General features: G+C 44.9%; 17 protein-coding genes and 1 tRNA gene. 8 read left to right on the top strand and 10 right to left on the bottom strand.

The genetic code is table 11. The annotated features are described in order from the left end of the window. Positions 1-2 precede the first annotated feature (2 nt). The 3 genes from NBH14_RS02600 (at position 3) to NBH14_RS02590 (ending at position 5,873) form a co-directional block, all read left to right on the top strand. Positions 3-1,037 carry an exo-alpha-sialidase gene (locus NBH14_RS02600; RefSeq protein ID WP_186958849.1) on the top strand — a complete coding sequence of 345 codons (1,035 nt, stop codon included), beginning with the start codon at positions 3-5 and terminating at the stop codon, positions 1,035-1,037. 285 nt (positions 1,038-1,322) lie between these two features. Then, the gene (locus tag NBH14_RS02595; protein WP_186958850.1) at positions 1,323-4,388 is read left to right on the top strand and encodes a SusC/RagA family TonB-linked outer membrane protein; all 3,066 of its coding nucleotides are present in this window, start codon (positions 1,323-1,325) and stop codon (positions 4,386-4,388) included. A gap of 12 nt (positions 4,389-4,400) precedes the next feature. Continuing rightward, complete coding sequence (locus tag NBH14_RS02590) at positions 4,401-5,873, top strand: RagB/SusD family nutrient uptake outer membrane protein (protein WP_186958851.1); 1,473 nt, start codon at positions 4,401-4,403, stop codon at positions 5,871-5,873. An 80-nt stretch (positions 5,874-5,953) separates the two neighbouring features. Here the strand turns inward: NBH14_RS02590 and NBH14_RS02585 are convergent, their stop codons facing one another. Beyond that, complete coding sequence (locus NBH14_RS02585; RefSeq protein ID WP_186958852.1) at positions 5,954-7,012, bottom strand: class I fructose-bisphosphate aldolase; 1,059 nt, start codon at positions 7,010-7,012, stop codon at positions 5,954-5,956. A gap of 187 nt (positions 7,013-7,199) precedes the next feature. On the opposite strand from NBH14_RS02585, the gene NBH14_RS02580 reads away from it, so the two are divergent. Together NBH14_RS02580 and NBH14_RS02575 are read left to right on the top strand one after the other, a co-directional pair. Next, entirely contained in the window at positions 7,200-7,751 is a 552-nt protein-coding gene (locus tag NBH14_RS02580) for an NADH peroxidase (RefSeq protein ID WP_007652517.1), read from the top strand. Positions 7,752-7,969: 218 nt separating this feature from the next. Continuing rightward, positions 7,970-8,056: transfer RNA gene (locus tag NBH14_RS02575), tRNA-Ser, on the top strand. 65 nt (positions 8,057-8,121) lie between these two features. On the opposite strand, the gene NBH14_RS02570 is transcribed toward NBH14_RS02575, so the two are convergent. From NBH14_RS02570 to trpB, 8 genes are all read right to left on the bottom strand, one after another. Beyond that, positions 8,122-9,438: an ATP-binding protein gene (locus tag NBH14_RS02570; protein ID WP_186958853.1), complete on the bottom strand. Its 1,317-nt coding sequence runs from the start codon at positions 9,436-9,438 to the stop codon at positions 8,122-8,124. A gap of 215 nt (positions 9,439-9,653) precedes the next feature. Then, entirely contained in the window at positions 9,654-10,427 is a 774-nt protein-coding gene (gene trpA, locus NBH14_RS02565; protein WP_186958854.1) for a tryptophan synthase subunit alpha, read from the bottom strand. Further along, positions 10,424-11,098: a phosphoribosylanthranilate isomerase gene (locus tag NBH14_RS02560; protein ID WP_186958855.1), complete on the bottom strand. Its 675-nt coding sequence runs from the start codon at positions 11,096-11,098 to the stop codon at positions 10,424-10,426. Before NBH14_RS02560 ends, trpA begins: the two co-directional genes overlap by 4 nt. Then, a complete protein-coding gene (gene trpC, locus NBH14_RS02555) occupies positions 11,092-11,904 on the bottom strand; it encodes an indole-3-glycerol phosphate synthase TrpC (RefSeq protein WP_186958856.1) in 813 nt (270 codons plus the stop codon). Before trpC ends, NBH14_RS02560 begins: the two co-directional genes overlap by 7 nt. 3 nt (positions 11,905-11,907) lie before the next feature. Beyond that, a complete protein-coding gene (gene trpD, locus NBH14_RS02550; protein ID WP_186958857.1) occupies positions 11,908-12,903 on the bottom strand; it encodes an anthranilate phosphoribosyltransferase in 996 nt (331 codons plus the stop codon). 151 nt (positions 12,904-13,054) lie between these two features. Continuing rightward, positions 13,055-13,624 (bottom strand): anthranilate synthase component II, encoded by a 570-nt coding sequence (locus NBH14_RS02545; RefSeq protein WP_046146631.1) that lies wholly within the window; start codon positions 13,622-13,624, stop codon positions 13,055-13,057. Between the two features lie 12 nt (positions 13,625-13,636). After that, positions 13,637-15,040, bottom strand: coding sequence for an anthranilate synthase component I family protein (locus NBH14_RS02540; RefSeq protein WP_186958858.1), 1,404 nt, complete (start codon positions 15,038-15,040; stop codon positions 13,637-13,639). Between the two features lie 60 nt (positions 15,041-15,100). Further along, on the bottom strand, positions 15,101-16,294 hold the full coding sequence (gene trpB / locus NBH14_RS02535) for a tryptophan synthase subunit beta (RefSeq protein WP_186958859.1): 1,194 nt from the start codon (positions 16,292-16,294) through the stop codon (positions 15,101-15,103). 302 nt (positions 16,295-16,596) lie between these two features. On the opposite strand from trpB, the gene NBH14_RS02530 reads away from it, so the two are divergent. The 3 genes from NBH14_RS02530 to NBH14_RS02520 all read left to right on the top strand — a co-directional run bounded on the left by NBH14_RS02530 (position 16,597) and on the right by NBH14_RS02520 (position 20,019). After that, positions 16,597-17,784, top strand: a complete 1,188-nt coding sequence (locus NBH14_RS02530) for a THUMP-like domain-containing protein (RefSeq protein ID WP_186958860.1) — start codon at positions 16,597-16,599, stop codon at positions 17,782-17,784. A 74-nt stretch (positions 17,785-17,858) separates the two neighbouring features. Continuing rightward, on the top strand, positions 17,859-18,365 hold the full coding sequence (locus tag NBH14_RS02525; RefSeq protein WP_186958861.1) for a DoxX family membrane protein: 507 nt from the start codon (positions 17,859-17,861) through the stop codon (positions 18,363-18,365). Between the two features lie 4 nt (positions 18,366-18,369). Beyond that, positions 18,370-20,019, top strand: coding sequence for a Gfo/Idh/MocA family oxidoreductase (locus NBH14_RS02520; protein ID WP_186958862.1), 1,650 nt, complete (start codon positions 18,370-18,372; stop codon positions 20,017-20,019). A 48-nt stretch (positions 20,020-20,067) separates the two neighbouring features. Here NBH14_RS02520 and NBH14_RS02515 read toward each other — a convergent pair whose 3' ends face one another. After that, on the bottom strand, positions 20,068-21,738 hold the full coding sequence (locus NBH14_RS02515; RefSeq protein WP_128133680.1) for a putative transporter: 1,671 nt from the start codon (positions 21,736-21,738) through the stop codon (positions 20,068-20,070). Positions 21,739-22,098 lie beyond the last annotated feature (360 nt).

Raw genomic sequence — 22,098 nt, 5'->3', positions numbered from 1 at the left:
TTATGAAACGTGTATCTCTGATTGTTTTTTGCCTGCTGATAGTCAGTATGGCATCGATTACCGCACAAAAGTATGAGGTGTCGGTAAAAAAAATATGGGATAATGGTTCTCACTGTGCATTTACTTCGCTGATCAAATATAAAGGAAAGTTTTATTGTTCTTTCAGGGAAGGTGAAACACATATTTTTGATAGAAATGGGAATGCAGAGGGGAAAGTCAGAATCTTGGTCTCTGAGGATGGAGAAGAATGGAAGTCGGTTGCGCTGATGTATAAGCCGGAGTATGATCTGCGTGATCCCAAATTGTCTGTCACACCGGACGGGCGTTTGATGGTTATCATAGGAGGATCGATCTATAAAGATAAAAAATTGATAGCCCGTATTCCGCAGGTATCTTTCAGTGCTGACGGGGTTTCTTTTACGGAACCGACTCCGATCCGTATCGAAGAGAGAGCTAAAAATGGAAATGACTGGCTCTGGCGGGTGACCTGGGATGGTGCTGTCGGTTATGGTGTGAACTATTCGTTGGAAGGTGAAAATGAAGCCCGGATCACTTTGCTGAAAACAGCCGATGGCATCGATTATCAATGGGTGGCAGATCTGGATGTTCCTGACTTTCCGAATGAAACGACTGTCCGTATTCTGCCGGATAAGAAAATGTTGATGATGGTGAGGAGGGAAAAAGGTGATCGTTACGGATATTGGGGTGTTAGCCTGCCTCCTTATAAAGAATGGAGCTGGAAAAAAATGGAGATGCCTTTGGGCGGACCGGATTTTATCTCTCTAGGGAAAGGAGTTTTAGTAGCAGGTTCACGTTCCTATTATGTCCCGTCGCATCATAAAACCGTTTTATTTACGGGTAACGAGGAGGGGAATCTTCAGGAATCTTATGTATTGCCTTCCGGTGGAGATACGAGTTATCCCGGATTCTTGGTAGATGGAGATCAGTTGTGGGTTAGCTATTATTCTTCACATGAAACAGCAAATTCAGCTGTTTATTTTGCAAAGTTACCTTTGTCATTGTTTCTGAAAAAATAGAAATCGAGTTGTGTTCTAACGAATGACTGCTCCCGACGGTATATATTCGCGCGCTGATTACCAGGGGGAGGTTATTTGTATTCTACTTAAAATTTAACTGTATTTTTTGTTTAACCTAGTTTTTGTGTGATACTTATAAAAGAATAATCTTGCTTTAAACAGAGGGTTATGTCTATATGTGCGTTTGGTCACAGACTGAGCGTAGCCCTCTTTTTATCTCAGATCGGACGTTTTTTATAAGTCTGTCCATTATCAAAAGCATCAATCATGAATTAAAGAAAGACCATGAGAAAGAATTTGTTAAAACTGTATTTGTTCCTGACGTTTCTTTTATTATGTGTAAGTCCGTTCCGGCTTGTGGCTCAGGAAAATCAGATAAAAGGTATAGTCTCAGAAGTAAGAGGAGAACCATTGGTCGGTGTGAACGTTGTTGTGAAGGGAACGACCAGAGGTACTGTCACTGATTTGAACGGTGAGTATTTTCTTGAGGCTAAGAAGGGTGAAACGCTGGTATTTTCATTTATAGGTTATGATTCAAAGGAAATTGTAGTAGGAAATCTGTCTACTATCCATGTGAGTCTCGATGAAAGTGCTTTGGCATTGCAAGAAGTGGTAGCCATAGGTTACGGTAAACTGAAGAGCAGCCAGGTGACGAGTTCCATTACAAAAGTCAGCTCGGAGGATCTGGAAGATCGCCCGGTGACTCGTGTCGATCAGGCAATACAAGGAAAGATCGCAGGTGTATATGTTCAGGAGACATCCGGTGCTCCGGGTAAGTCGCTTAATGTGAAAGTCCGTGGTACGGGGTCCATCAATTACGGAGCTTCACCTTTATATGTGGTGGATGGTTTTCCGATATCAGGCGATCTGAACAGTATCAGTCCTTCGGATATAGAATCCATAGAAGTACTGAAAGATGCGGCATCGGCAGCTATTTATGGTTCACGTGGTGCTAACGGAGTTGTTTTGATCACGACAAAAAGCGGACGTAAAGGAAAACCGGTAATCGATTTGAATGTGTCCTACGGGATTCAGAAACGATTTAGTAAAGTAGATGTCATGAACCGGGATGAATATATAGAATATGCCATTGAAGAAAGGACAAACAGCTATATTTATAACGGAGGAGATCTTTCTGTGCCTGAAAGTGACAGAGATAATTATAAATATGCCATCGACCCGTTATGGCGTACGAATCCCACCTCTTTTCCGGATCATAACTGGCAGGAGTTGATCAGCAGGACGGCTCCGGTTCAGAATTACTCTGTTTCTGTTTCCGGTGCGGGAGAGAAAAGCAAGTATTTCATATCTGCTAATTATTTGGACCAGGACGGTATAATAATCAATTCGGATTATAAAAGGTTGTCGTTCCGCTCAAACGTGGAAGTGGATGCCAATAAATACCTGACACTCGGTTTGAATTTGCAGACAAGTTATTCGGAAAGAAATGATCCGGATACGGATAGTTCACAAGGACCTATTTCCCGTTCCATCCTGGTTGCGCCGATCGTTGGATTGGATCAGCAGACTGTAAAGGGAGGGAACTATTATTATCATGCTCATTTTTTCCTGAATCCTATAGCCCTGGCAAAAGAAGTTGAAAACCAGTCCAGAGGAAATAATTATCTGGCGAACTTATATGCCAATGTAAATATCCTGGATAACCTGGTCTTTAAATCTTCTTTCGGTGCCAACATAACGACTTATAATGATAAGTATTACAAGACCATGAACGTAAATAGGGGAAATCCGAGTTACGGTTCTGTTTCCAATAGCTTGCGAAGAAATCTGTTGACGGAAAATACATTGAACTATGATCTGGAGAAGAAGGATTGGTCGTTGAATTTACTGGCAGGTTTTACTTATCAGAATGAATATTTTGAAAACTCGAGTTTCCAGAAGAGTGATTTTCCGGATGATGATATTAAAACACCGAATGCCGCGACAAAGATTGACAGTGCAACAGGAAGTGCAACCGAATGGAGCCTGATCTCTTATCTGGCGAGAGCGAATTTAGCCTATATGAACCGCTATATTTTAACAGCTAGTATCCGCCAGGACGGTAGTTCGCGGTTTGGTAAGAATAACCATTGGGGGACATTTCCTTCCGTTTCTGCCGGTTGGCTGATCTCTGAAGAGGAGTTTATCAAAGACGCCCTGCCTGCTGTCAGCAATATGAAATTGCGTGCGAGCTATGGGGTTGTGGGTAACAATAATATCGGTGATTATTCATCCATTGGACTGATGAGCAATACGAACTATATCTTTAACGGCAATAAGGTTGGTGGCTATAGCCCCAGTAGTTTCAGTAATCCTGATCTTGGTTGGGAAAAGACACAAACGACCGATATCGGCATAGACCTGGGATTTGTGAAAAACCGTATCAATTTAAGTTTGGATTATTATATTGCTAATACGAAGGATCTGCTTTTGAATGTACCGATCCCTCAGATTACAGGATTTGGAACAGCCTTGCAGAATATCGGAAAGATACAAAACCGGGGTTTTGAAGTAGAGCTGATGACTAAAAATATAGTAGGTGCCTTTAACTGGAGTACTAATTTCAATCTTTCTTATAACCATAATGAAGTAAAGCAACTGGGACCTGACGGTAGTCCTATTATCGGTTATCAGGAAGGTTTCCCGATCACAAAAACAGAGATAGGCGAGTCGATCGGATACTATTATCTGTTTAAGACGGACGGTGTTTTCAAAGATGAGGAAGATTGTAGGGTAAACAAGAATATGTCTTATGCAAATAAGAACCCTCAGCCGGGAGATATCAAGTATAAAGATATGAATGGTGACGGTGTGATCGATGAGCAGGATAAAACCAATTGCGGCAATAACGTTCCTAAGGTTACGTGGGGATTGACCAATAATTTTTCCTATAAAGGTATCGAACTATCTATTTTCATGGATGGCGTTTCTAAATGTAATCTGATCAACCTGGGGAAGAAAGAGACGACACAGTCCCGCGGTAATGTAAGAGGATACTGGAGAGATCGTTGGCGTTCGCCCGAACAGCCGGGTAACGGGAGAGTGCCGCGTGCCTGTACAACGGATAATTTGACAACTCCGTCCGACTGGTGGCTGGAAGATGCTTCTTTTTGGAGAATACGAAATATCAATATTGCTTATAATTTTCCGCAAAGTTTAATAAGTAAAATCTCATTTATCAGCAACTGCCGGATTTATTTCAGTATGGATAATGTCTATATGCATGATCATTATAACCACATGGCACAAAATGCTCCGTTCAGTAACAGTAATTTAACTCCGGGTGTGGATTATGATTCAGGATATCCGCTTGCCCGTACGTATCAGTTTGGAATAAATGTCAAATTTTAAATGCAGGAGATTATGAAAAAGAGTTTGCTATATATACTAAGTTCATTGTTATTGGTGGTAACCGGAGGATGTTCGGATGACTTGAATTTGTCTCCAATCTCAAATAAGAATATCGAAGGATTTTATAAGACACAAAGTCAGTTCGAACAGGCGATCATCGGGTGTTATCATGGTTTACGGAATGCTAATCTGAAAAGTAATTTTTCTTATCAGTTGACTGAATGCCGCAGTGATAATGCCTGGCAGCAGGTGGATTATGATGACGGTATGATTTCCCGATTCACGGAGAATGCTGCGACTCCAGTACTCAATACAGCTTGGGCTGATTTGTATAATACGGTTATGCGTTGTAATTATATTCTTACCCGTATCGAAGATGCTACTTTTGAAGACGAAGGTGTAAGGAAACAGATAGAAGGAGAAGCCCGTTTTGTCAGGGCTTTGATCTACTTTGATTTGGTGCGTTATTTCAGAGGCGTTCCTATTGTTGATAAACCATTGACAATTAGTGAGGCCTATTCTGTGACACGGGCAACGGAAGAGGAAGTGTATGATTTTATTATCAGTGATCTGAAAGCGGCTATCGTTTTGTTACCGGATGTGAAGCCAAAAGAACTGCCTAACAGGGCGACCATTTTGGCAGCCAAAGGTTTTTTAGGTAAAGTCTATGTGTTCCAGTCTGGTTATCCGCTGAATAAAAACAATTGGGAGTCGGCAAAGAGCGAGCTGGAGGCTGTTGTCAATGGTATAGGTCAGGCCGGATTCTTTTCTAAATATGAGGATATTTTTTTGTATGAGAATGAAAACAAAGATCAAGCAGTGTTCTCTTTAGGTTGCCAGACGAATGCTCAGGGAGAAGGGAATCCTTATCCGAGTCGTAATGCGCCTAATGGTATCAAGCCGGGAGATACGGAACTGACCGTGCCGTTTGGAGGAAGCCCATGGCAACTTTTCTTTGATGATGAGATTTTGGACGATATATTTTCTGAGGAAGGGGATGAGCGGAGAGTTTATTCTATACAGACGGAATGGGAGGAAAAGTCGGGTAGCATCATTACTAATAAGCCGTTTGTAAGAAAGTATCAAAACGGACCGATCAGTGCGGCGAGTGATTGGGATATCGACTGGATCATGCTGCGTTATACGGATGTTTACATGTTGTATGCAGAGGCCCTTTACCATACGAATAATCAGGCCGAAGCGTTGGATATAATAAATAAAGTTCGTATTCGGGCTGGTTTGACGACATTGACCTCTGTTGCTATATCTTCGGTAGATAGTTTTACGGATGTGTTGCTGAAAGAACGACGGCGTGAGTTCTGTTTTGAAAATCAGCGGTGGGGAGATCTGGTCAGGACAGACAGGGCTTTTGATGTGATGAAAAAGTTTTTGTCCCGTTATGGTATAGCTGATAATCTAAAAAGTAAGGAACAGTATTTCTATCCTATACCGGAAAGGGAAACCAATGTTTCCGGTATCAAGTAATAGCCTGAAATAAAAAACACCCGAAAAACATTCCATTATCAATGGTGAGTTTTCCGGGTGTTCTATTTAATTGTTATTACTTATGCAATCGTAATTTCCGGGTCCAGGTAAACGTCCTGAATGGTGTGAAGCAGTTCGACGCCATCTTTCATGGAACGCTGGAATGCTTTACGTCCGCTAATCAGGCCCATACCGCCGGCACGTTTGTTGATGACGGCAGTGATGACGGCTTCTTTCAGGTCAGAGGCACCGTGTGATTCTCCTCCGGAGTTTATTAGGCCGACACGGCCCATATAACCGTTGGCTACCTGGTAACGGCAAAGGTCGATCGGGTGCTCGGTCGTCAGTTCGGTGTACATCTTTTTATCTACTTTGCCGAAGTTGATGGCTGTGAAGCCACCATTGTTGGATGGCAGTTTTTGTTTAACGATATCTGCTTTGATTGTTACACCCAGATGGTTGGCCTGACCGGTTAGGTCGGCTGCTGCATGATAGTCTACGCCATCTTTCTTGAAATCATTGTTCCTCAGATAACACCAGAGGACGGTCGCCATACCTAGTTCGTGTGCATACTCGAATGCATCCGCAATCTCGACCAGTTGCTCACGGCTTTCCGCAGAACCGAAATAGATGGTGGCACCGACTGCTGCGGCTCCCATGTTCCAGGCTTCCTTGACTGTACCAAACATCACCTGATTGTAGCTGTTCGGATAAGTAAGTAATTCATTATGATTGAGCTTTACAAGGAACGGTATTTTATGTGCATATTTGCGTGCTACAACTCCCAGGTTTCCGAATGTGGAAGCGACAGCGTTGCAACCGCCTTCGATTGCCAGTTTCACGATGTTTTCCGGATCGAAATAAATGGGATTCGGGGCGAATGATGCTCCGGCCGTATGTTCTATGTCCTGGTCGACCGGGAGAATAGACAGATAACCGGTGTTAGCCAGCCGTCCGCTTCCCAACATTCGTTGTAAATTATTTAATGTCTGAATATTTCTGTCCGTATTAATCCAGATATCATCGACTGTTGAAGGAGATGGTATGTGAATCAGTGATTTGTCAATCGTTTTACAGGTGTGACCCAGTAAATATTCTGCTTTGTCGCCTAAGAGACTTGTAATCTTTAATGTATCCATAATATATGTAAGTTTTATAATCTAACACTTGCCGCTTTGAATAAGTTCCATAGTTTTTATCAATTAACAGATAGAATATTTCTATCAGCTTATCTCTTGCTCTTTAGATTTGTTTGGTTAATTTTGTCACAGCGAATAACAAAAGATTATATACTAATAGTTTTACAACCAATAAAATTTTACGAAGATGAAAAAGAAATGGATCTGCACAGTATGTGGTTATGTTCATGAAGGTGACGAAGCTCCTGAATTCTGTCCGCAATGTAAACAACCGAAAAGCAAGTTCAAAGAACTGGTAGAAACAACAGGCGCTCTGCAGTTTGTAGACGAACACGTATTAGGTGTTGCAAAAGGTGTTGACCCTGTTATTCTTGAGGGGTTGAACGCTCACTTTATGGGTGAATGTACTGAGGTAGGTATGTATCTGGCAATGAGTCGCCAGGCAGACCGCGAAGGTTATCCTGAAGTAGCAGAAGCATTCAAACGTTATGCATGGGAAGAAGCAGAACATGCAGCTAAGTTTGCAGAGCTGTTGGGTGATGTTGTTTGGGACACAAAGACTAACCTGAAAAAACGTATGGAAGCAGAAGCCGGTGCCTGCGAAGATAAAAAACGTATCGCAACATTGGCAAAACAGCAGAATCTGGATGCTATCCACGATACAGTACACGAAATGTGTAAAGACGAAGCCCGCCATGGTAAAGGTTTCGAAGGGTTATATAACCGTTATTTCAAATAATAACGTTCAATTCGTTAACACGATAGGATTGGGAGTGCCGAGAGGTTACTCCCTTTTTTTTTTAGCACTATAGTGCTGTGTTATATGATACTATAGTGCTATGGATATTAGCATTATAGTGTTGCTTGGACTGACATAGTAGTGCTGTGTGCAGAAAAAAAGGACCTTTGGAGGATAACGGTATCAAATTTTTTATACATTTGTCGCGTCAACGACCAGGAAAGCTGCCAGAGTGGTCGAATGGGCCGCACTCGAAATGCGGTGAACGGGTAACTGTTCCGGGGGTTCGAATCCCTCGCTTTCCGCTGAAAAGAGAAACAGTTGTCGGTTATAAACTGGCAACTGTTTCTTTTTTTCAAATATGTAAAGATTATCGGATTGATATTAGCTTCATGGTCCAATCAGCTAAATATAATGGTATATTAATCAGATTATCATCTACTTTCAGATTGTTCAGTGAATATCGGATTTTATATGTCGGATGATAATTCATATCATATACAGATAGGCTTTTTCCTCCTAAACGAGTGTCTGATTTCACTTCAATGGGAATAATCTCTATACCTGATTGGATAACAAAATCAACCTCTGCTTTTCCTAATGATGTCCAATACCGGGGAAGGATTTCAAGTTGGCATACCAATGATTGTAGGACATAGTTTTCTGCCAATGCTCCTTTAAATTCAGTGTATGCCGTATTGCCAGCTAAGATAGCTTCAGGAGGAAGTCCTGCCAATTCGCGTAGTAAGCCGATATCGGAAAGATAGATTTTGAAGGCTGAAAGGTCATCGTAGCTTTTTAATGGCAGATAGGGTTTGGAGCTGCAAAAGATTCTGTAGATTAGTCCTGCATTTTCTAACCAAAGTAGGGCATCTTCATAGTCTCGTGCCCTGGCTCCCGGTTTTACCATTTTGTAAATAAATTTACGATTTTCTTTTGCTAGTTGACTGGGTATGGAATTCCATATACTTATGATACGAGGAATATCTTTATTCTCAGCATGTTTAGAGAAATCAAATGTGTAGGCATCTAAAATAAATCTCTGCACACGTTTTACTTCGTCCATGCCTTTATTTTCCATAAAGGCTTTTACGGCTGCAGGCATTCCACCTATGACAAGATATTGGCGGTAGAATTCAGTTAGTTTATCTGAAACAATTTGGGGAAGAGGCTCCACAACAGATAACTCTTCAATATATTGATATATTTTTTCATCGCTTACTTTTAAAAATTCTTTAAATGTTAAAGGGTATAGGTTCATGAATTCTACTTTCCCGACAGGGAATGAATCTCCTTTCGATAAGGTTACTCCCAATAATGAACCGGCAGCCACTACAGCATATTCAGGAGCATCCTCACAGAAGTATTTTAAGGAATTCAATGCTTTGTTGCATTCTTGAATTTCATCAAAGATTATTAGTGTTTTATGAGGCAAAATAGGACTATCAGTATGCAATTTTAACTGTGAAATTATTCGTTCGGGGACTTTTGTGTTTTCGAAGATTTCATTTAAAGATTCATCCTTATCGAAATTGAAGCTGGCTACATATTCGAATTCTGTATGACCAAAATGCTCTAATATCCATGTTTTTCCAGTTTGTCTGGCCCCCTTTAAAATTAGAGGCTTTCTATCTGGTCTACTTTTCCAATCTTTTAAATCTTCAATGATGCTACGATATAATTCCATGATAAAATCAATTTTATGTTCCTGAAAATGGCAAAAATGCACAAAAGACGTTCCTGTTTTTGGCAAATGTACTAAATAATAGGGAATAATATTGTTGTAAGTTGCTGTTTTTTCGAGGATATTTTGTTAATATAAAAACGGACAGGCATCCATAGATAAAGCGATGCTTGTCCGTTTTTGTTTCGATGCCTACTCATTTCAGGCAGGTTGTTGTCCTATTTTTTCAAACTTTCCAGTAATGCATCTACAGCTCCGGGGATTGTTGTTTCGCTTTTCAGCAATTGGATAAATTTGCTGCCGATGATGGCGCCCGAGGAATTGGAGGAGGCGGCATCGAAGGTGGCTTTGTTGGAGATTCCGAAACCTACCAGACGAGGATTTTGCAGGTTCATTCCGTTGATACGGCGGAAATAGGCCTGTTTCTGATCGTCGAAACTCTGCTGTGCACCTGTTGTTGCGGCACTCGATACCATATAGATGAAGCCGGAAGTGTGTTCGTCAATCAGGCGGATACGGTCTTCGGAAGTTTCAGGGGTGATGAGCATAATCATTTTCAGGTCGTAGCGGTCGGCTATCTCTTTGTAGTCGGACATGTAGTCGGCGAAAGGGAGGTCGGGGATAATCATGCCGTCGATACCTACTTCCACACATTTTTTACAGAAGTCTTCGAAGCCGAACTGCATAATCGGATTGAGGTAGCCCATCAGGATTAAAGGCATTTGTACCTCTTTCCGTATGTCTTTCAACTGTTCGAACAGGAGGTGGAGCGACATGCCGTTTCGCAATGCCTGTGTAGCGGCTTCCTGGATGACGGGACCGTCTGCCATCGGGTCGGAGAAAGGGATGCCTATTTCGACCATGTTAATACCTTTTGCTTCCAGTTCTTTCAGAACGGTTACCGTATCATTTAGCTGTGGATAACCCGCTGTAAAGTAAACGGACAGGATGCCGTTCTTTTTTGTTTCGAATAAGTTTGTAATACGATTCATATGTCAGTCTTTTTATTTTTAATCTTGTCAATAAATGTTTTCAGTTTCTCTGCGTCTTTTATGCCCGGACTGGTTTCGAAGCCACTGTTGAGATCGATACCGGCCAGTTTCGGGTGGCTGAAGTTCCGGAGGGCTTCTGCGCTGTCGGGGTTGATACCACCGCTGAGCAGGAAAGGCGTTTGCCCTTTGTAGGCGGAGAGTACCGACCAGTCGAACTGTTTGCCTGAACCGCCATAGCTGTTGCATTTGGTGTCGAAAAGAAAATAATCGGCACGGCCTTCGTAATCGGTGACCGGTTTTAAATCTTCTTCGGTGGCGATGGAGAATGCCTTTATGATTGCATATCCTCGTTTATGGAGGGTATAGCAGATGTCCGGCGATTCGTTTCCATGCAATTGCAGGTAATCGAGCCGGTAATGGGCGGCTGTTTCCATCATTTCTTCCGGCGTGGCGTTGACGAAGACGCCGACTCTCTTTAATTGAAAATTGAAAATTGAAAATTGAGAATTATTAAGAGAGGAGCTCTTTCTTTCATTTTCAATTTTCAATTTTCCATTGTCAATTGAGCGAGCGGAGCGAGCGTAAAAGATGAATCCCATCCAGTCGATTCCCGTCTCTGCTACCTGCCGGATATTTTCCGGTTCCCGCATGCCGCAAACCTTGATTAGCATGGCAAATCTCCTATGAAAGCGGACAAAGTATCGCCCGGTTCTTCTGTTTTCATGAATGTCTCACCAATCAGAAAACCGCGGAAGCCAGCCTGACGAAGGCGGCTTACTGTGGCTGTATCTGATATTCCGCTTTCCGAAACCAGGAGGGGAGCGAGGTCTTTTTCTTTGCTGACTTCCTGCATGATCTCTGCCAGACGGAACGAATTTTCCACGTCGGTATGGAATGTCCCGAGGTTGCGGTTGTTAACACCGAGCATGTCGATATGCGGGTTGAGATGCCCCAATTCTGATTCGCTGTGGATTTCCAGCAATGTTTCCAGTTGGAGGGTATGTGCCAGCTCTGCCAGTGACAGGCATTGGTCGGGGGTGAGGCAGGCGGCGATTAGTAGAATAGCGTCGGCTCCCATGACCCGGGCCTGGTATACCTGGTATTCGTCGATGATAAAATCTTTCCGTAACAGGGGAATCTCAGCCAGCTTGCGTGCCTGGCAGAGGTCACCCAACGAACCGCCGAAAAACTGCGGGTCGGTCAGGACCGAGCAGGCAGAAGCTCCGGCTTGCTGATAGGCCGGGATGATGTTCGGGATGGCGGCATCCGGATGCAACCAGCCTTTCGATGGGCTTTTGCGTTTAAACTCGGCGATGATACCCGAAGAAGATGCAGCCAGCGAGGCACGCATCGAATAGGTGGTACGTTCCAGCCGTTCGCCACCCAATGCCAGTAGCGTACGGAGTTGTACGGCTTGTTTCTGCCGGTCTACTTCGATGCGTTTGTTGGCTATAATGTCTTGCAATATATCTTTCATAAATCAATTATTCAGCGAAATAAACTTTTTCAGCGTAGCCAGTGCATTGCCGCTTTCCAGTGATTCGCGGGCTTCGGCGATACAGGTTTCTATCTTCTTTTCCGGGCAGATGACCTGGATAGCAAAGGCAGAGTTGGCAATTACGCAGTTCTTTTGTGCCGGGGTTGCCGTATTGGTCATTACGTTATTGAAGATGCGGGCGGCATCTTCGACAGTCTGGCCGCCGTCGAGGTCATCCTCTGTGCAACGGGCAAAACCAAGCATTTCCGGGGTATATAGTTTCTCTTTTTCCGGCATTGCTACCTTGAAGTCGGAGGTCAGTGATATTTCATCGTACCCGTCCAGGCTGTGGACAACGGCAAAACGCGTCCCGCTTTCCTGGTATGTGTAGCTGTATAACCGCAGCAAAGGTAAATTATATACGCCCAATAACTGGTAAGCCGGCATAACGGGATTCACCAGCGGGCCGAGCATATTGAAGAAACTGCGTACTCCCAGACTTTTACGTACCGGGGCTACCGCTTTTAGGGCCGGATTGAACAATGGGGCATGCAGGTATGCGATATGACAGGTGTCCATGCTTTGGCGTAGTTTGTCGATATCGTTGGTAAACTTGACGCCATGTTGTTCCATCACATTGCTGGCACCGCTGACGGAGGTTGCGCCGTAGTTACCGTGTTTCACCACATTGTAACCGGCTCCGGCAACGACAAAACAGGAAGCGGTACTGATATTGAATGTGTTTTTTCCGTCGCCCCCTGTGCCGACGATGTCGATTGGCTTGTAATCCGACAGGTCGACCGGTACGCGCATTTCGAGCAGGGCTTCGCGGAAACCGGATAGCTCTTCTACGGAAATGTTGCGCATCAGGTAGACGGTGATGAGGCTGGCTATCTGGGAATCATTGTATTGGCCGGCAGCCATATTCTGAAGTATCTGGCGGGCTTCCTCCCGTCCGAGGTACTGGTGTTCGAATAATCTGTATAATGTATCTTTCATAATTCTTCTTTCTTATGTTTATTTGTCTGTCTATAGGTGGTAACAGTTTCATCCGGAAGAAACTTTTGTTTCCTATAAGAGAAATAGTTGTTTCGTCAATAGGAAATATCTGTTTCACTTAAGGGAAACGGGTGAAACTTATTAGTCCTCGTTATCCTTTCAGCCAGTTTTCAATAATAATCTTGCCTTTCGGGGTCAGCACCGATTCCGGATGGAATTGGATACCCCGGACATCGTACGTACGGTGACGTAATGCCATGATTTGTTTTTCTTCCATATCTTCCGCTGTTATTTCCAGGCAATCGGGGAAGTTTTCGCGGGAGACTGCCCAGGAGTGGTAACGTCCGGCACGGAATCCGGCTTCGAGTCCGGCAAATAACGGTTCTTTAGCTGTCACCCGGATATCGGAACAAACGCCGTGATGAACGTCCGTCAGGTTAATCAGGGTTGCTCCGAAGGCTTCTCCAATCGCTTGTTCTCCGAGGCATACTCCCAAAATACTTTTTGTCGGGGCATATTGGCGGATTAAAGGAAGCAGGATGCCTGCTTCTTCCGGAATACCGGGACCCGGCGAAAGAAGGATTTTATCAAAGCGGTCTACTTCTTCCAAGGATATTTTGTCATTGCGGTGAACTTCCACCTCCGCACCCAGTTCCTTCAAAATATGTAATAAATTATAGGTGAAGGAATCATAATTGTCGAATAATAATATCTTGCTCATAATTTTCAATTTTTAATTCTTCAACTTCTCTGCCAGGTCGATTGCCTTTTTCAAGGCTCCCAGCTTGTTGTTTACTTCCTGAAGTTCGCGTTCGTCGTTGCTTTTCGCTACTATACCGGCACCGGCCTGGTAATACAGTACGTTGCCTCGGCTGACGAAGGTACGGATGGTGATTGCCTGGTTCAGGTCACCGTCCAGGCCGATAAATCCGATGCAGCCGCCATAGGCTCCGCGGTTATGTTTTTCGAGGTCGGTGATAAGCTGCATGGCACGTACTTTCGGGGCGCCGCTGAGGGTTCCTGCCGGGAAGGTGTCGATGTATGTTTTTACCGGGTTGCTGTCGTTGTTCACTTCGCCGCTTACACGGGAAACCAGGTGGATGACGTGACTGTAATATTGTACCTCCTTGTAGAAATCGACCTGTACGTTGTGTGCGTTACGGCTTAGGTCGTTGCGGGCAAGGTCTACCAGCATGACATGTTCGGCATTCTCTTTCGGGTCGGCGAGGAGGGCTTCTGTACGCTGTTTGTCGAGAGCCACGTTACCTGTGCGGAAAGCGGTTCCGGCAATCGGGTCAATGCTTGCATGGCCTTCTGTCACTTTGCAGTGCGTTTCGGGAGAAGAACCGAAGATGCGGAAGCCGCCGAAGTCAAAATAGAAAAGGTAGGGGGAAGGATTGATACTTCTCAGGGCACGGTAGACTTTAAAGTCGTCGCCTTTGAACGGTTGTTCGAAACGGCGGCTTAAAACGATTTGGAAAACATCACCGCGCAGGCAGTGTTTGATACCTTCGCGAACCATAGCCTTGTATTCTTCGCCGGTGATGGGAGAGGTCTCCGGCCCGGTAGTCTGGAAGTTATAGGAAGCATAGTTGCGGTTTTCAATCAGTGTTTCGATCTCTTGCAAGTTGCTTTTTTCACCGTCCTGCAATAATTCGACCAATGTCAGTTCATTTTTGAAATGGTTGAAGACGAGGATATACTTATATAATATGTATAGCATGTCGGGAGCATCGTTCTCTTCGTGGTGGGCTTCCATGACCGGAATGTTTTCGAAGTAACGGACAGCATCGAAGGCTGTGTATCCGAACAAGCCGCAGATTTTCTTGTCTGCCCCTTCGATGCTGTAACGGCTCAGAAACGCGTTCATGGCATCTGCTACGTTATAGCTTTCGCTGAGGGGAGTCACTTCGCGGTTGCCGTCGGGAAAGGTTGCCGTACATTCGCCGTTGTTGATGCCGATACTTGCCAGCGGGCAGAGGGCGATGAAGGAAAGGCTGTTTTCGTTTCCGTGGAAGTCCGAACTTTCCAGCAGGGCTGATTCCGGATAGATATCCCGTACTTTCAGGTAGATGCTGACGGGAGTGTGAAGGTCGCCCAGGACCTGTTTGCTTATCGTTTTGAAATGATAGTGCATGATAATTGAAAATTAAAGATTGAAAATTGAAAATTAAAGATTGGATCGCGTAGCCAATTTTCAATTTTCAATTTGTAATTTATAATTAATATAGGTATCCATATCTTTATCTCCGCGTCCCGAAACGGTCAGTACGACTACGTCTTCCGGCTTGAAATCCACTTTGCTGAGTGCTCCCAGCGCATGAGCGCTTTCCAGTGCCGGGATGATTCCTTCCAGGCGGGTCAGTTCGAAAGCGGCTTCCAGTGCTTCGTCGTCATCGACAGCCAGGATAGAGGCGCGGTGGCTGACGGAAAGATTGGCGTGAATCGGGCCGATTCCCGGATAGTCCAGTCCGGCAGAGATAGAGTAGGGCTCTTCGATTTGTCCGTCTTCGCTCTGCATGACCAGGGTACGGGCTCCGTGTATGATTCCTTTCTTTCCCAGCTGGATGGTGGCGGCGCTCATACCTGAACAGATTCCTTTTCCTCCGGCTTCTGCCAGTACGAGTTTCACCCGCTGGTCGTCGATAAAGTGATAGATTGTACCGGCGGCATTGCTTCCGCCTCCCACGCAGGCAATCAGGTAATCCGGATGATCGCGCCCTTCTTTTTCCTGTAACTGTTTCTTTATCTCTTCACTGATAACGGATTGCAGGCGTGCTACCATGTCGGGATAAGGGTGAGGACCGACTGTGGAACCGATGATGTAATACGTATCGGAAGGGTGACAACACCAGTCACGGATTGCTTCGTTTGTCGCATCTTTCAGGGTCATGTTGCCGGAAGTAACAGGGACGACGGTCGCGCCGAGCATCTCCATCTTCTGCACGTTGGCATGCTGGCGTTCCACGTCCGTCTTGCCCATGTAAACGATGCATTCCATGTTCATCAAGGCGCAAACGGTAGCTGTAGCAACACCGTGCTGTCCGGCACCTGTTTCGGCAATGATGCGGGTTTTACCCATGCGGCGTGCCAGCAGAATCTGTCCGATTGTGTTGTTGATTTTGTGGGCTCCCGTATGGTTGAGGTCTTCCCGTTTGAGATAAATCTTGCAACCATACTTTTCGCTTAATCGTTTTGCCTGGTAAAGGGGAGAGGGACGGCCTACATAGTCGCGCAGCAACTGGTTGAATTCCTGCTTGAAACTTTCACTTTCCAGTACTTCCAGATAGATGTTCTGTAAGTCTTCCACACACTGGTGAAGGATTTCGGGGATATAAGCGCCGCCGAACTCACCATAATAACCGTTTTTGTCAACTTGATACGTTTTCATCTTTTTGCTATATTATTTTAGTTGTATTCCGTTTGTTTGAAAAAGAAAAAAGGCCCGTCGCAAGTGCGACAGACCTTTCTATGATATCTTGACTAGTATATACACAGGACTGCGTTCCTTACGACCGTTGTAGGAGTAAAGAGCGCCACCACCAAAATGTATTTACTATAAATGTTCTCATGACTGTTTTTGTTATTACGGCAGCAAATATAGATATTCTCTGACAAACTGCAAATGATTTGCTAGTTTTTTTTGAAAAATATTCGTTGTATCACTAATCATAAAAACCTTATCTTTGCCGCATGAAACAGACAGATGAATTCCGGAGATTTGTAAAAGAACATGCAGGCGATGATTTGACACGTCTTCTGCTGAGTGCATCCCGTTATCCTTCAATCGATGTTCCTTTTGCTGCAGAACAGATTGCATCCCGGCGTCAGATTAGGGAAAAGCTGCCTCTGTGGTATGCAAACGACGACTTATTATTTCCTTCAAAGATTTCGGCAGAGCAATGTTCATCTGAACAGACGGCTTCCTACAAACAGCGTTTGGTGAAGGAAGATGAAACCCTGTGCGACCTGACCGGGGGGCTGGGAATTGACAGTTATTACTTCTCCCGGAAAGTCCGCCAAGTAACTTATATAGAACGTTTCCCTGCCTATTGTGAGGCTGCCCGTAATAATTTTTCAGCATTGGGTGTCGACAATATAACGGTTATGGAGGGGGATAGCACAATGTTAATATCCCAACTGCCCCGAACCGATGTTTTTTATATTGACCCGGCCCGCCGCGGCGAAGGGAATAAACGGGTTTTTGCTTTGCAGGATTGTGAGCCCGACCTGCCGGCCTTGTTGCCGGAACTCTTCCGCCATGCGCCGAAAGTGATTGCAAAGTTATCTCCTATGGCCGATATACGGTTGACACTGGAACTCTTGCCCGGAACTACGGAGGTCCATGTGTTATCGGTAAAGAACGAATGTAAGGAACTGCTTTTTATTGTGGAAAGGGATGCATCCATAACATCTCCGGCTATCCATTGTATTAATTATACTGCTAATGGGGAGGAAGAATCTTTTATTTTTACTTTGCAGGATGAGAGTCGGGAAGAATTACATCTGTCCGGTCAGATAAAAAACTATCTCTATGAACCCAATTCCTCACTGTTGAAAGCCGGTGCTTTTAAAAGTACCGCTACCCGTTTCGGACTTGAAAAGTTGCATACGAGTAGCCATCTTTATACCTCTGATACAGGAGTAGCTGTTTTTCCGGGCAGGAGTTTTGTCGTAGAAGAGGTATTTCCTTTTACCGGGAAACTCTGCAAAGGAATATCCGGACAAATACCCCGTGCAAATATCACTGTCCGTAATTTCCCTCTATCCGTAGAAGAATTGCGTAAACGCACAAAGATCATGGATGGTGGAGATGTATATCTTTTTGCTACTACTCAGGCCGACAATAGTAAAATTTTGGTAAAATGTAGAAAGTTTTAGTATCATCAGTATTTCAAATCCTTTGTTCTCCGGATTTTATCCCTATATTTGCGGCGATAAATCAAATACATGAAATGATACAAAAAGATTCTTACACTTCTGCGCAGTTGGCCGCGATGGTTGTACTGCGATTATTCATTGGCTGGCATTTTGCCTACGAAGGACTGGTGAAGATCCTGAATCCCAAATGGACATCGCTTCCTTACCTGCTCGATTCCAAAGGTTTTATGTCTGACTTTTTCGCCGGATTGGCTAGTGATCCGGCCATGATGAACATGGTTAATGCGCTGAACGAATGGGCGCTGTTGTTAATCGGTCTCGGACTGATTACCGGTGCTTTCAGCAAACTTTCTTCTATCGGGGCGATGATATTGCTTGCATTTTATTACCTTTCCCATCCTTCGTTTATCGGGGCACAATATATGATGCCGTTCGAAGGGTCTTATCTGTGGATAGACAAGAATCTGGTAGAGATGGCGGCTCTGGCTGTACTGCTGGTTTTTCCCACCTCTCATATTATCGGGCTGGACCGCTATCTGAAAAAAGCGATTCCCTTATTGTCTAAACTCAAATTAATGTAATATCATGGCAACAGAAAACAATAATAATACTCCGAAAGAAAATCAGGGGCCTCAGTCTGAAGGACGTCGTAATGCCCTGAAGGCGTTGGCTACCATTCCGGTATTGGGGGCACTGGGTTATGGTGTCTACAAGAAACAGACGTACGACAAAAAGTCGAAAAGTCTGGGTAGTGCCTTTAAGTTTGATAAAGAACATTATATGATTCCTGCCCAGCCGGACGGGAAAAAGATTCGTATCGGAATGATCGGTTTCGGTATCCGCGGCAAGCAGCTGATGCGTGCAGCCGGTTTTGCCGAACCTTCCTGGATCGACGGCCTGATTGAAGGGGCGAAGAACGATAGCAAGGACAAGCGTTATGAGCAGTTCCTGGAGCAGGATGACCTGAATATCGAAGTAACCGGCGTGTGCGATATCTTCGATGTGTATGGTGAAGCGGCTGTTTTGGCGGCATCCAATATTCATCGCGAAGGTTCGAACGGAAAGTTCGGGAAACGGCCGAAACGTTACAGAACATATAAAGAATTGCTGGCGGCCGATGACATCGACGCAGTTATTATCGCTACCCCCGACCATTGGCACAGTACGATGGCGATGGAAGCAGCAAAAGCAGGAAAGCATGTCTATGTGGAAAAACCGTTATCGTGGACAGTACCTGAGACTTATCAGGTGCGCCAGGTGGTTAAGGAAACCGGCATCGTATTCCAGTTGGGCCATCAGGGACGTCAGACTGACAGTTATATCCGTGCCAAGGAGATCATCGACAAAGGCCTGATCGGCAAAGTATCGCTGATCGAAGTATGTACCAACCGTAACGATCCGAACGGAGCGTGGGTATATCCGCTGATAGACGGCGCTTCTCCCGACACAATCGACTGGAAACAGTTCGAAGGACCGGAAGAACGCATCAAAGAATATACCGACTATATGACATCGAACAACCTGCAACGGTATATCGGTCCTGATCCCCGTGATAAATTCAGTCTGGAACGTTTCTTCCGCTGGCGTTGCTGGTGGGATTACAGTACCGGTTTGAGCGGTGACTTGCTGACACACGAGTATGATGCGATCAATCAGATATTCGGAGTGGGTATTCCTCATTCGGCAACTTCGTCGGGTGGTGTCTATTACTTCAAGGACGGACGTACGGTACCTGACGTCTTGCAGACTACTTTCGAGTTCCCCGATCGGGATATGACGATGTTGTACAGTGCTACATTGGCCAGCAACCGTCCGCGTGGAAAGGTCATTATGGGACATGACGCCCAGATGGAACTGTCCAATACAATTACGCTGAAGGCGGACCCGGCTTCCGAAATCTACAAAGAGAAGATCGACAAAGGAATCATCAAACCGAACGAACCGTTCTACACCTATGTGCCGGGACAAAATTCGGTGGATGCTATTACGTCGCCAACTGAATTATATTTTGCCCAGCGCGGTTTGCTTTACACCTATGTAAGCGGTAAACGTTACGACACGACTCACCTGCATATTCGTGAATGGCTGGAATGTATCCGTCAGAATAAACAGCCGAGCTGTAACATAGATGCCGCATTCCAGGAAGCTATGACTGCCCATATGGGAACACATGCTTATCTGGAAGGACGTACGATGTACTGGGATAAAGAGAAAGAAGAAATCGTAAAAGGATAATCGATACGGATTATATTATGGGGAGGGGGAATGAAAGTTCCCCCTTTTTTATGTAAATAGCATAATGATTAACTGCGCAGATATCACCCTGATAAACATGGATAGAGGATAGACCGTAGCATAGGCTACCGATGGTTCGTCACCTTCGACCGTTGTATTGGCATAGGTCAGGGCCATAGGGTTTGCCATACTGCCGCAGAGCATCCCAACATTGTGTGCATAGTCGAGCTTGAAGAACTGGGAAGCGATGAAACCGACAATCAGGACGGGGACAATTGTCAGCAGAAAACCTAGTCCGACCCATAAAGCCCCTTCCGCCCGGAATACGGTCTCAAAGAAATGGGCTCCCGAATCAATCCCAAGCCCGGCCAGATAGATGACGATACCTAATTGGCGCAACATCAGGTTGGCACTCATGGTCGTATAAGTAGTCAGATGGAAACGCGGACCGAAAGCACCCATCAGGATACCGACAATAATGGGACCGCCGGCAATACCCAGTTTGATAGGGGTGGTCATCCCCGGCAACATGATCGGCAGGGACCCCAGCAGAACCCCCAGTGAGATACCGATGAATACCGCCAGCAGGTTCGGATTATCCAGGCGTTTGATTTCGTCTCCCAGAATCCGGCCTACATTATTGACTGCATTTTTCTCGCCTACGATTGTCAACCGGTCGCCGATTTGCAGGTGTAGGGCCGAGTCGGCAACCAGGTCGATACCGGCACGGTTTACACGGGTGATATTGATGCCGTACAGGTTACGTAGCCGGAGCGAACCGAGCTTTACACCGTTCACCCGGTTGCGGGTAACGACGATGCGGCGGGAGATCAGTTGCGAGTCGATTGCATTCCAGTCGATGTCTTCTTTGTTCCAGTCAACGTTTTCCTGTTCTCCGAAAAGCACTTTGATGGTTTCGACATCTGATTTATGGGAAATAATCAGCAGATGGTCGTCTTCATGCAGTACGGTGTCGGAGGTGGGGATACTTACTTTTCCGTTACGCCACACGCGGGAAATCACAAAATGTTTCTCCGTCAGCTTCATGATATCCTTGATGCTTTTATCGTAGATGGCAGGGTTGCTGATATGGAATTCGGTAATATTGGGTTTCGTGTTATGTTTTTCTTTGTCATCCGCCAGGTTCTTGTCTCCGAACACTTTTTTCAGCAGGATAATAGCCAGGATAACCCCTACGACTCCCAAAGGATAGGCTACGGCACAAGCCAGTGCCATATCGGTTACTTCCTTATAATCGGCCGGTTCTACCTGTAATAAAGCCTGTTGTGCGGCACCCAGAGCCGGTGTGTTGGTGACGGCTCCGCAAAGCAGGCCGACCATATTTGGCAACGAAACATCGGTCGTCCAATGGAAAACAAGAGTCATGAGCAATCCCAGCAGGATGACGCCCAACCCCATCATGTTCATAGCTACCCCACCTTTTTTTAAAGAGGAGAAGAAACCCGGACCGACCTGTAACCCTAAAGAGTAGACAAACAGAATCAGGCCGAAGCTCTGTGCGAAGTTCAGCATGTCTTTATTGACAACAATCCCGAAATGCCCGGCCAGAATCCCGGCAAAGAATACGAAGGTGATCCCCAGCGATATACCGAATATCTTCTGTCTTCCCAAGAATAATCCCACGGCCGAAACCAGTGAGATAACTATAACAGCCTGCAACATCGTCGGCTCTAAAAAAGCTTCCTGCAACCAATTCATAAGAGAGTTTTTTGTTGAGATTGCAAAGATAGGGGTTTAATTTTGATAATATCATAAGAAATAAAGGGCAATTGGAAAATTGAGAATTGAAAATTAGGCTTCGCGCTCGAATATAGAAAGATTTGAACTATCAGTTTATAGTGACGGGAGTAACCAATTCCCCTCTTGAGAGGGGATAAGGGGTGTGTTAAAGCTAGTTATAGGGCGAAACTATGACACACCCCCTTCCCCCTCTCAAGAGACTGTGTAAAAACTAGTCTTTGAAAAAGTTCTTTGAAATTTTGTTAAGTAGTAGAAAGAAATTAACTTCGGCTATTCAAAAGCATGAGTTATGAACTATCGCGAGTTATCACCAAGAAG

This window comes from Parabacteroides caecihominis, from assembly GCF_023656785.1.
Lineage (GTDB): Bacteria > Bacteroidota > Bacteroidia > Bacteroidales > Tannerellaceae > Parabacteroides > Parabacteroides segnis.
This window is presented reverse-complemented; position numbering and strand designations above follow the sequence as displayed.